The 9,947-nt window shown below is 70.3% G+C and carries 11 protein-coding genes; 8 read left to right on the forward strand and 3 right to left on the reverse strand.

Annotation, left to right across the window (positions count from 1 at the left end):
• Nucleotides 1-12: 12 nt before the first annotated feature.
• The gene (locus WQO_RS20735) at nucleotides 13-540 is read right to left on the reverse strand and encodes a GNAT family N-acetyltransferase (protein ID WP_010060951.1); all 528 of its coding nucleotides are present in this window, start codon (nucleotides 538-540) and stop codon (nucleotides 13-15) included.
• A 97-nt stretch (nucleotides 541-637) separates the two neighbouring features.
• Here WQO_RS20735 and WQO_RS20740 point away from each other — a divergent pair, with 97 nt between their 5' ends.
• The gene (locus WQO_RS20740) at nucleotides 638-1,921 is read left to right on the forward strand and encodes a geranylgeranyl reductase family protein (protein ID WP_010060950.1); all 1,284 of its coding nucleotides are present in this window, start codon (nucleotides 638-640) and stop codon (nucleotides 1,919-1,921) included.
• Here WQO_RS20740 and WQO_RS20745 read toward each other — a convergent pair.
• Nucleotides 1,887-2,519, reverse strand: a complete 633-nt coding sequence (locus tag WQO_RS20745) for a CGNR zinc finger domain-containing protein (protein WP_010060949.1) — start codon at nucleotides 2,517-2,519, stop codon at nucleotides 1,887-1,889. The two genes, WQO_RS20740 and WQO_RS20745, sit on opposite strands and share 35 nt — an antisense overlap.
• Before the next feature lie 96 nt (nucleotides 2,520-2,615).
• On the opposite strand from WQO_RS20745, the gene WQO_RS20750 reads away from it, so the two are divergent.
• From WQO_RS20750 to WQO_RS20755, 3 genes are all read left to right on the forward strand, one after another.
• On the forward strand, nucleotides 2,616-3,353 hold the full coding sequence (locus WQO_RS20750) for a metallophosphoesterase (protein WP_010060948.1): 738 nt from the start codon (nucleotides 2,616-2,618) through the stop codon (nucleotides 3,351-3,353).
• Between the two features lie 251 nt (nucleotides 3,354-3,604).
• Nucleotides 3,605-3,781 carry a hypothetical protein gene (locus tag WQO_RS36440; RefSeq protein ID WP_010060947.1) on the forward strand — a complete coding sequence of 59 codons (177 nt, stop codon included), beginning with the start codon at nucleotides 3,605-3,607 and terminating at the stop codon, nucleotides 3,779-3,781.
• A gap of 335 nt (nucleotides 3,782-4,116) precedes the next feature.
• The gene (locus WQO_RS20755; RefSeq protein WP_010060946.1) at nucleotides 4,117-5,310 is read left to right on the forward strand and encodes a Cmx/CmrA family chloramphenicol efflux MFS transporter; all 1,194 of its coding nucleotides are present in this window, start codon (nucleotides 4,117-4,119) and stop codon (nucleotides 5,308-5,310) included.
• Between the two features lies 1 nt (nucleotide 5,311).
• Here the strand turns inward: WQO_RS20755 and WQO_RS20760 are convergent, their stop codons facing one another.
• Complete coding sequence (locus WQO_RS20760; protein WP_010060945.1) at nucleotides 5,312-6,151, reverse strand: C40 family peptidase; 840 nt, start codon at nucleotides 6,149-6,151, stop codon at nucleotides 5,312-5,314.
• Between the two features lie 788 nt (nucleotides 6,152-6,939).
• Here WQO_RS20760 and WQO_RS20765 point away from each other — a divergent pair.
• Genes WQO_RS20765 through WQO_RS20780 form a run of 4 tightly spaced genes read left to right on the forward strand, consistent with a single transcriptional unit; the run spans nucleotide 6,940 to nucleotide 9,922 of the window.
• Nucleotides 6,940-7,299, forward strand: a complete 360-nt coding sequence (locus tag WQO_RS20765; protein ID WP_003967084.1) for an NADH-quinone oxidoreductase subunit A — start codon at nucleotides 6,940-6,942, stop codon at nucleotides 7,297-7,299.
• An 18-nt stretch (nucleotides 7,300-7,317) separates the two neighbouring features.
• A complete protein-coding gene (locus WQO_RS20770) occupies nucleotides 7,318-7,872 on the forward strand; it encodes a NuoB/complex I 20 kDa subunit family protein (protein ID WP_010060943.1) in 555 nt (184 codons plus the stop codon).
• Nucleotides 7,869-8,600, forward strand: coding sequence for an NADH-quinone oxidoreductase subunit C (locus tag WQO_RS20775; protein WP_010060941.1), 732 nt, complete (start codon nucleotides 7,869-7,871; stop codon nucleotides 8,598-8,600). The genes WQO_RS20770 and WQO_RS20775 overlap by 4 nt, the downstream gene beginning before the upstream one ends.
• A complete protein-coding gene (locus WQO_RS20780) occupies nucleotides 8,600-9,922 on the forward strand; it encodes an NADH-quinone oxidoreductase subunit D (protein ID WP_010060939.1) in 1,323 nt (440 codons plus the stop codon). The genes WQO_RS20775 and WQO_RS20780 overlap by 1 nt, the downstream gene beginning before the upstream one ends.
• Nucleotides 9,923-9,947: the final 25 nt, after the last annotated feature.

Consider the following 9,947-nt stretch of genomic DNA (forward strand, 5'->3'; position numbering starts at 1 on the left):
ACCTGCGGGGTCTCACCACTCCAGCCGGAAGCAGACGGCCTCCTGGCCGCGCGGGGTGTCGTACGACTCGGCCCGCCGCATCCCTAGCCGCTCCGCGACCGCCATGGACCGCGCGTTACGGGAGTGGATCATCGCGACCACCTCGCCCACCCCGGCCGCCCGCACCCGCTCCAGCGTGGCGCGGGCGGCGGCGGTGGCGTATCCGCGCCCCCATGCCGCACGCCCCAGCCGCCAGCCGATCTCGATCGCGCCGACCGGACCGTAATGCGTGTGCGGCCACGGCTGCGCCCCGGTGAAGCCGAGGACGGTGTCCTCCTCGTCCGTGAGCGTCCACAGGCAGTAGCCGAGCTCGGCGTCATGGCGGCGCTGGCGGGCGGTGAGCTCCTCGTACACGGACAGGTCGGCCCGGCGGCCGCCGAAGAACTCCATCACCTCGGGGTCGTCGAAGACCCGGTACCAGGTCAGGGCGTCTTCGTCGGTCGGAACACGGAGGCGTACGGCGGGGGCCGAAGCGTGGGGCGTGGCAGGCGCGATCGACATGAGGGAGCCCTTCGGAGGGTTGGTTCGCAGGCCCCCATAGACTGCACGGGACATGTGCCGCGCGGCACGCGAATTCGAGTCTTCGGGAGATCCGACCGTGACCGAGCCCCTCTCCGAGCACAGCGCGGATGTCATCGTCGTCGGAGCGGGCCCTGCCGGCTCCACGACCGCGTACTACCTCGCCAAGGCCGGACTCGACGTCCTGCTGCTGGAAAAGACGGCCTTCCCCCGGGAGAAGGTCTGCGGCGACGGGCTCACGCCCCGCGCCACGAAACAGCTCGTCTCCATGGGGATCGACATCTCCGAGGAGGCGGGCTGGCTGCGCAACAAGGGCCTGCGCATCATCGGCGGCGGCGTCCGCCTCCAGCTCGACTGGCCGGAGCTGGCCTCCTACCCGGACTACGGGCTGGTCCGCAAACGCGACGACTTCGACGAGCAGCTGGCCCGCCAGGCGCAGAAGGCCGGCGCCCGCCTCTACGAGCGCTGCAACGTGGGCGCGCCCATCAGGGACGAGCGCACCGGCCGCATCACCGGCGTCGAGGCGAAGATCGGCGAGGAGAAGACCCCGGTCACCTTCCACGCCCCGCTCGTCGTCGCCGCCGACGGCAACTCCACCCGCCTCTCCCTCGCGATGGGCCTGCACCGCCGCGACGACCGCCCGATGGGCGTCGCCGTCCGCACGTACTTCACCTCGCCCCGCCACGACGACGACTACCTGGAGTCCTGGCTGGAGCTGTGGGACCGGCGCGGCGCCGAGGACCGGCTGCTGCCCGGCTACGGCTGGATCTTCGGCATGGGCGACGGCACCTCCAACGTCGGCCTCGGCATCCTCAACTCCTCCTCCGCCTTCAAGGAGCTGGACTGGCGCGAGGTCCTCAAGGCCTGGTGCGCCTCGATGCCGGAGGACTGGGGCTACACCCCCGAGAACATGACGATGCCCATCCGGGGCGCCGCCCTCCCGATGGCCTTCAACCGCCAGCCGCACTACACCAAGGGCCTCCTTCTGGTCGGCGACGCGGGCGGCATGGTCAACCCGTTCAACGGCGAGGGCATCGCGTACGCCATGGAGTCCGGCCAGATCGCGGCCGACGTCATCGTCCAGGCCCACGCCCGCGCCACCCCCGCCCAGCGCGAACTGGCCCTGAACAACTACCCGAAGGTGCTCAAGGAGACCTACGGCGGCTACTACACGATGGGCCGCGCCTTCGTGAAGCTGATCGGCAACCCGAAGGTCATGAAGGTCGCCACCCAGCGCGGCCTGACCCACCCGCTGCTGATGAAGTTCACGCTCAAGATGCTCGCCAACCTGACCGACCCGCAGGGCGGCGACGCGATGGACCGCATCATCAACGGCCTGTCGAAGGTGGCCCCGAAGGCCTGACGCGGAGGGAGCCCGTCGCGCGCGCCCGCTCGTAGTGGCGGGCCACCCGCGCCCGGTTGCCGCAGGACGGCTTGCACCACTCCTGCCGGCCGTGGCTCTTGACGAAGTACCGGACGCAGCGCGGCGCGCGGCAGGCGCGCAGGTGCTCGCGCTGCGGCCCGCTCAGGAAGTCCACGGCGTCGCGTGCCAGTGCCGCGACCAGCCGTACGCCCGGGTCGCCCTCGGCCGACAACAGGCCTGCCGTGGGCGGCCCTTCGGCGGGCCAGTGCAGTTGGGGAGCCACCGGCTCCCGGGCCGCCGCCGCGTTGAGCAGCCGCATGGCCTCGTCGACGGGCAGCAGGCGGTGGGCGTCGGCCGGGCTCGGCGGGGCCGGGCTGACCACCCGCGCGAACAGGGCCCGGACAGCCCGCCGTACGTCGACGACCGCCTCTCTCAACTCCTCGTCCACGACCAGGTCTCCGGGGGCGGCGGCCAGGATGCCGGGCCGCTGCTGAAGCCAGCGACGCGCTCCCCGGACCGTGTCCAGGTCGTCGAGGACCCCGCCGTCCCCATCGTGGCGGATGGTGCTCGCCAGTTCCATCACAGGACGCTCGGTCATCGCCCTCTCCTTCCGGGTCTCTTGAACGTCTGCGCTCTCCAGCTTAGGGTCCTAATGAAAGAAGGCGAATAAGCGTTAGTCGGGGGAGTGCTGCTCATGTTGCTTGCTCAGATCAGCGATCTGCATCTGGACGGCAGCGACCGCGCCAGGGACCGGGCGAACCGCGTCATGGAGTACCTGCGGGCCCTGCCCCGCCCGGTCGACGCGCTGCTGGTCACCGGGGACATCGCCGACCACGCGGCGGAGGCCGAGTACGAGGAGGCCGTACGCCTGCTGGACGCGCCGTTCCCCGTACTCACGTGCCCCGGCAACCACGACGCCCGCCCCGCCTACCGCAAGGCGTTCCTCGGCGAGGCTCCGGACACCGCCCCCGTCAACCGGGTCCACCACATCGCCGGAACCGCCGTCCTGATGTGTGACGCGACCATTCCCGGACGGGACGAGGGGCGCCTCGACGCGGAGACGCTCGCCTGGATCGACACCACGCTCGGCGCGCTCCCGGACGGCGTCCCCGCGCTGATCGCCTTCCACCAGCCGCCCGTCGAACTCCACCACCCGCTGCCGGACGCCGGGATGCTCCAGGAGCCCGAGCGGCTCGCCGCCCTGCTCGACGCCCACCCGCGGGTCGTCGCCGTCCTCACCGGGCACGCCCACACGGCCGCCGCCTCGACCTTCGCGGGCCGCCCCCTGATCGTCGGCCCCGCCGTCACCTGGACCCTGCGCCTGCCCTGGGAGGGCGACCGGCCGGCCGACCGGGACCAGCCGCCCGGCCTGGCGTTTCACATCCTGGGCGAGGACCGGCGGCTGACCACCCACTTCCGTGTCGTCCTCTGACCGCGCCGCACCCCGTCCCCGAATCCGGCACTCCGCTTCACGCCCGGGTTAATCCGCAGCCCGGCGGGTGATCGTGTGCGATGATTTGCGCGCCTGACGGGCCCATGACCCGGACCGGCCGGCGCCCGCCCGCCCACGGTGGCGACGCGCGGCGCGTTTCACCTTCTTTGACGCACTCTCACATTGAACGCAGGCCGGCGGGGTACAGAAAAAGCCGCTACAGCGCTGCTCGACCCCAAGGACACACAGCCATGACCACCGCTTCCCTGCCCCAGCACCAGGACCTCTTCCTGGAGCCCCGGTTCACCGTGGACCTGACCACGCCGGACGAGGACGAGGACTTCGACGCCGCGTACGAAGCCCTCCCCGCGCCCACCACCTCGGCCCGGGAGCAGGAGCGGCCCAACCGCCGCCCCCGCCGCCGGTAAGCTCTCCTCCATGGCCAGCCCCGAGTCCGACAGACTCCGGCCACCGGTGCGCCGGTGGCCGTGTCCGTGCTGAGCTCCACCGACTGACCCCTCCCGGGTCACCGGTCCCTCCGTCACGGTTCCACGCCCGCCGGATCACCGCGGGTACGGGCCGTTCCCTCTCGCGTACGCGCTGAAGCACCGCCGTACGCGGGATGCGTGCCACCGGCCGATCACCGCCGGGCACGTCTTCGCGCCGCCCCGCCGGACCTCCGGCGCGGCCGTCCGCGCGGCCCGTATCCCCGCACCCGGTCTGTCTGTCCACCCGACGGTTCCGTCCAAGGGGCTCCTCACCCATGCCATTCGCCGTATACGTCCTCGGGCTCGCGGTCTTCGCCCAGGGCACCTCCGAGTTCATGCTGTCCGGGCTTCTCTCGGGCATCGCCGCCGACCTCGGCGTCTCCCTCTCCGCCGCCGGCCTCCTCACCTCCGCGTTCGCCGTCGGCATGGTCGTCGGCGCACCCGTCATGGCGCTGGCCGGCCGCACCTGGCCGCGCCGCCGCGCGCTGCTCCTCTTCCTCGCGGTGTTCGTCGCCGTCCACGCCGTCGGCGCTCTCACCCCCAGTTACGGGGTGCTCCTCACGACGCGTTTCGTCGGGGCCCTCGCCAACGCCGGGTTCTGGGCGGTCGCGCTGAGCACCGCCGTCGCGATGGTTCCCGACCGGCTGAAGGGCCGGGCCACCGCCGTGGTGGTCGGCGGCGTGACGGTCGCCTGCGTGGTGGGCGTGCCGGCCGGCGCGGTGCTGGGGGAGCGGTGGGGGTGGCGGTCGGCCTTCTGGGCGGTCGCGATCGTCTCGCTGCCCGCCTTCCTCGCGGTCCTGCGCAGCATCCCGGGCGGCCGGGGCGGTACGGACGCGGGTGCCGATCCCGTATCCGTACGGGACGAACTGCGGGTCCTGACCGGTCCCCGGCTGCGGCCGGTCCTGCTCACGATGGCCCTGGTGCAGGGGGCGACCTTCTGCACCTTCTCCTACCTGGAGCCGCTCCTCACCCGGGAGTCGGGCCTGGGCGCGGGGTGGGTGCCGGTGGCCCTGGCGCTCTTCGGGGCGGGGGCGTTCGCGGGGGTCACGGTGGCCGGCCGGTACGCGGACGCCCACCCGGTCGCCGTCGTCGCCACAGGCATGGCCGCACTCACCGTCGGCTGGTCGGCGCTGGCGCTGACCGCGGGCAGCCCGGTGCTCGCCCTGGCCCTGGTCCCGCTGCTCGGCCTGCTCGCCTTCGGTACGGGCACCGCCCTGATCACCCGGGTCCTGGGCCTCGCCCCCGGGGCCCCGACGTTGGCCGGCGCCTCCTCGACGGCCGCGTTCAACCTGGGGGCGACGGTGGGCCCGTGGGCGGGCGGGCTGGCCCTGGGCGCGGGGTTCGGTTACCGGGCGCCGGTCGGGGTGAGCGCCCTGCTGATGGTGGCGGCGCTGCTCGTCGCCGCCACCACGGCGAAGAGCCGCCGCCCCCGAGCGGGGGAGCGGCGGCTCTCAGGAACCCGCTGGTGAATCAGAGAACGCGGACCGCGCCGGTCGGCCGGTCGTAGTCCATGGAGCGCTGCACCGTGCCGGTGCTGGAGTTCTGCGCACCGACGAACTCGCCGCCACCGACGTAGATCGCCACGTGGTACGCGCTGCCCGCGCCGCCCCAGTACAGGATGTCGCCGGGCTGGAGGTTGTCCAGGGAGACCTGGGTGCCGGCGGTCGACTGGGACTGGGAGACGCGCGGCAGGTCGATGCCCGCCGTGCGGTAGGCGGCCTGGACGAGGCCCGAGCAGTCCCACGCGTTCGGGCCGGTGCCGCCGGAGACGTACGCGTCGCCGACCTGGGCCTTGGCGAACGCCACGATGGAGGCGGCGGAACCGCTCACGTTCGAGGAGGAGGACGGGGCGGAGGCGGAGCTGCCGGAGTCCGAGGAGCCGGAGGAGGCGCTGAGCGTCGTGCGCTCGGAGGTCCGGGAGGCGCGCTCGGCGCGCTCCTCGGCCTCCGCCTCGGCCTTGGCGGCGGCTTCGGCCTTCTTCTCGGCCTCGGCCTTGCGCACGGCCTCGGCGTGGGCCTTCTTGGCCGTCTTCGCGGCCTTCTCGGCGGCTGCGTCCTCGCTGGCCTGCGTCTCCAGGTCGAGGGCGACCTGCTGCGTGGCCTGAGCGGAGGCGGCGACAGCGGTGGAGAGGCCGTCCGTGATCGTGGGCATCTCGATCGTCTGGGTCACCGGCTCGGCCTGGGCCGGACCGGCGGCACCCGCGACCGCGATGGTGCTGAGGAAGCCACCGGCAACTCCGGCCCGCAGCGCCGACTTCGAGGCGCGCTGACGGGGCTTCCGGTGGCTGGGTATGTGAGCGGTGTGGGACATGGGTACTAGCGCTATCAGGGCTGTAGGGGTCCCATCAAGAAACGTGTGTTGCGACACAGTTACGTTCGGAATCTGTGAATCCGCTTTCTGGGTGCCTTTATTGACGCCGTAACGGGCAAAACGGGCAGTCGTGATCAGGCCCGTGATCACTGCCTTTCGGTAATACGCCCGAATTGCCCGTCGCTTACCATCCGTTCACACCGATGGCCAAGCCCGGTTTTCCGGCGTGAGGGGGCGAGTGGCGCAGGTCACAGCGTGGGGGCGTCGAGGCAGGCAACCCTCGCGCCCGCGATGCGCGTGGGCGGGGCGCCGGGAGTGGGTGACCTCCGGGCCCGCTCCACCCCCGGGAGGCATCCCTTCCAGAAGTTCGTGAATGCGCGCACATGTCCCCTTCGGTCCCGGTCACCCCTCGTCCGGGTGAGCGCCGAAGTCGACCCGATCCCTTATCACCCTCGTGCCGTCCACCGCCAATTTGCTTGTACAGCCCTTCCATTGATAGCGCCGCACGCCTTTGACCAGCGGTAACACCATCGAATGTCACGTCTCGTGATCACTCGGCCGCTTCGCGTACGAAGATCACCGCTCATAAGACTTCATGATCCTTCGTCAGGTGGTGGAGATCACAAAGTCGTTGTCGTACCCCGTGTCGCAGATCACAGGGGACCGGGCATAGGATGCGGGGCAGTCGGGCTTGTGAACTGCCTCACATGTGCACGATCTTGGTGAGGTGGCGAGCCGGTCGCCCGATGCGGTCCAAAGGTCAAGGACGACTGGAAGGAGCGAGGAGCGTGAATGCCTACGCGCCCATCCTCGTGCTCGGCGCCCTCGGGGCAGGGTTTGCGATCTTCTCCGTGGTCATGGCCACGCTTATCGGCCCCAAGCGCTACAACCGGGCAAAGCTCGAAGCGTACGAGTGCGGTATCGAACCCACCCCGACTCCGGCCGGAGGCGGCCGCTTTCCCATCAAGTACTACCTGACGGCGATGCTTTTCATCGTCTTCGACATCGAGATCGTCTTCCTCTATCCCTGGGCGGTCTCCTTCGACGCCCTGGGGATCTTCGGGCTCGTGGAGATGCTGCTCTTCGTGCTCACCGTCTTCGTCGCCTACGCGTATGTGTGGCGTCGCGGCGGCCTGGAATGGGACTGAGGGGCTGAGGGGCACACCATGGGACTCGAAGAGAAACTGCCGAGCGGCTTCGTTCTGACCACGGTCGAGCAGGCCGCGGGCTGGGTGCGGAAGGCCTCCGTCTTCCCGGCCACGTTCGGACTGGCCTGCTGCGCCATCGAGATGATGACGACCGGCGCGGGCCGCTACGACCTGGCCCGGTTCGGAATGGAGGTCTTCCGCGGGTCGCCGCGCCAGGCGGACCTGATGATCGTCGCGGGCCGGGTGAGCCAGAAGATGGCGCCCGTCCTGCGGCAGGTCTACGACCAGATGCCGAATCCCAAGTGGGTCATCTCCATGGGAGTTTGCGCGTCATCTGGCGGTATGTTCAACAATTACGCCATTGTGCAGGGTGTTGATCACATTGTCCCGGTGGATATCTATTTGCCGGGTTGTCCGCCCCGCCCCGAGATGCTGCTGGACGCCATCCTCAAGCTCCACCAGAAGATCCAGGGCTCCAAGCTCGGGGTCAACGCGGAGGAGGCCGCCCGCGAGGCGGAGGAAGCGGCCCTCAAGGCACTGCCCCTGATCGAGATGAAGGGGCTGCTGCGGTGACCGAGAACCCCAACGCCAACGGCGACGAGCACAACGGCAACGCCGTACCCGCGCCGCGCGACACCGGCGGCGAGGTCATCCGCGTCCGCAAGGGCATGTTCGGCGCGAACAACGGCGGCGACACCTCCGGCTACGGCGGCCTCATCCGCACCGTCACCCTGCCGGGAGCCGCCTCCCGGCCCTACGGCGGCTGGTTCGACGAGGTGGCCGATGAGCTCGAAGGGGCCCTGGAGGAACAGGACCTGCTCCCCGCCAACGCCATCGAGAAGACCGTCGTCGACCGCGACGAGCTGACCTTCCACATCGCCCGCGAACACCTGGTCCAGGTCGCCCGCACCCTGCGCGACGACCCTGCCCTGCGCTTCGAGCTCTGCACGGGCGTCAGCGGTGTCCACTTCCTGGGCGACAAGGGCCGCGAGCTGCACGCCGTCTACCACCTGCGCTCGCTCACCCACGGCCGGATCATCCGGCTGGAGGTGTCCGCCCCGGACAGCGACCCGCACATCCCGTCGCTCGTCGCGGTCTACCCGACCAACGACTGGCACGAGCGCGAGGCGTACGACTTCTTCGGGCTCATCTTCGACGGGCACCCCGCCCTCACCCGGATCATGATGCCGGACGACTGGCAGGGCTTCCCGCAGCGCAAGGACTACCCGCTCGGCGGCATCGCCGTCGAGTACAAGGGCGCCCAGATCCCGGCTCCGGACCAGCGGAGGTCGTACTCCTGATGACCACTCCCCATGCAACACCTCGCGCCACGACCGAGGGGACCGTATATACGGTCACCGGCGGCGACTGGGACGAAGTCGTCGAATCCGCGGTGAAGTCCGACGACGAACGCATCATCGTCAACATGGGCCCCCAGCACCCGTCCACGCACGGCGTGCTCCGCCTCATCCTGGAGATCGACGGCGAGACCGTCACCGAGGCCCGCTGCGGCATCGGCTATCTCCACACCGGCATCGAGAAGAACCTCGAATTCCGCAACTGGACACAGGGCACCACCTTCGTCACGCGCATGGACTACCTGACGCCGTTCTTCAACGAGACGGCGTACTGCCTGGGTGTCGAGAAGCTCCTCGGCATCGAGGACCAGATCCCCGACCGGGCCACCGTCCTGCGCGTGCTGCTGATGGAGCTGAACCGGCTCTCCTCGCACCTGGTCTGCATCGCCACCGGCGGCATGGAGCTCGGCGCGACCACGATCATGATCTACGGCTTCCGCGATCGTGAACTGGTTCTCGACCTCTTCGAGCTGTTCACCGGGCTGCGCATGAACCACGCGTTCGTCCGCCCCGGCGGCCTCGCCCAGGACCTGCCCCCGGGCGCGGTCGACCAGCTGCGCGAGTTCATCAAGACCATGAAGAAGAACCTGCCGGAGTACGACAAGCTCGCCACCGGCAACCCCATCTTCAAGGCCCGTATGCAGGACGTCGGCTACCTCGACCTCACCGGCTGCATGGCGCTCGGCGCCACCGGCCCGGTGCTGCGCTCCGCCGGCCTCCCGCACGACCTGCGCAAGACCGACCCGTACTGCGGCTACGAGAACTACGACTTCGAGGTCCCCACCGCCGACACCTGCGACTCCTACGGACGCTTCCTCATCCGGCTGGAGGAGATGCGCCAGTCGCTGCGGATCATCGAGCAGTGCATCGAGCGCCTGGAGCCCGGGCCGGTCATGGTCGCCGACAAGAAGATCGCCTGGCCCGCCCAGCTCGCGCTCGGCGCCGACGGTCTCGGCAACTCGCTCGACCACATCCGGAACATCATGGGCACCTCCATGGAAGCCCTGATCCACCACTTCAAGCTGGTGACCGAGGGATTCCGGGTCCCCGCCGGACAGACGTACACCGCCGTCGAGTCCCCCAAGGGCGAACTCGGCGTGCACGTCGTCTCCGACGGAGGCACCCGCCCCTACCGGGTCCACTTCCGCGACCCGTCCTTCACCAACCTGCAGGCCATGGCGGCGATGTGCGAAGGCGGCCAGGTCGCCGACGTCATCGTCGCCGTCGCGTCCATCGACCCCGTGATGGGAGGCGTCGACCGGTGACCACCTCACGCCAAGACGTCAGTCT

The organism is Streptomyces globisporus C-1027, assembly GCF_000261345.2.
Lineage (GTDB): Bacteria > Actinomycetota > Actinomycetes > Streptomycetales > Streptomycetaceae > Streptomyces > Streptomyces pakalii.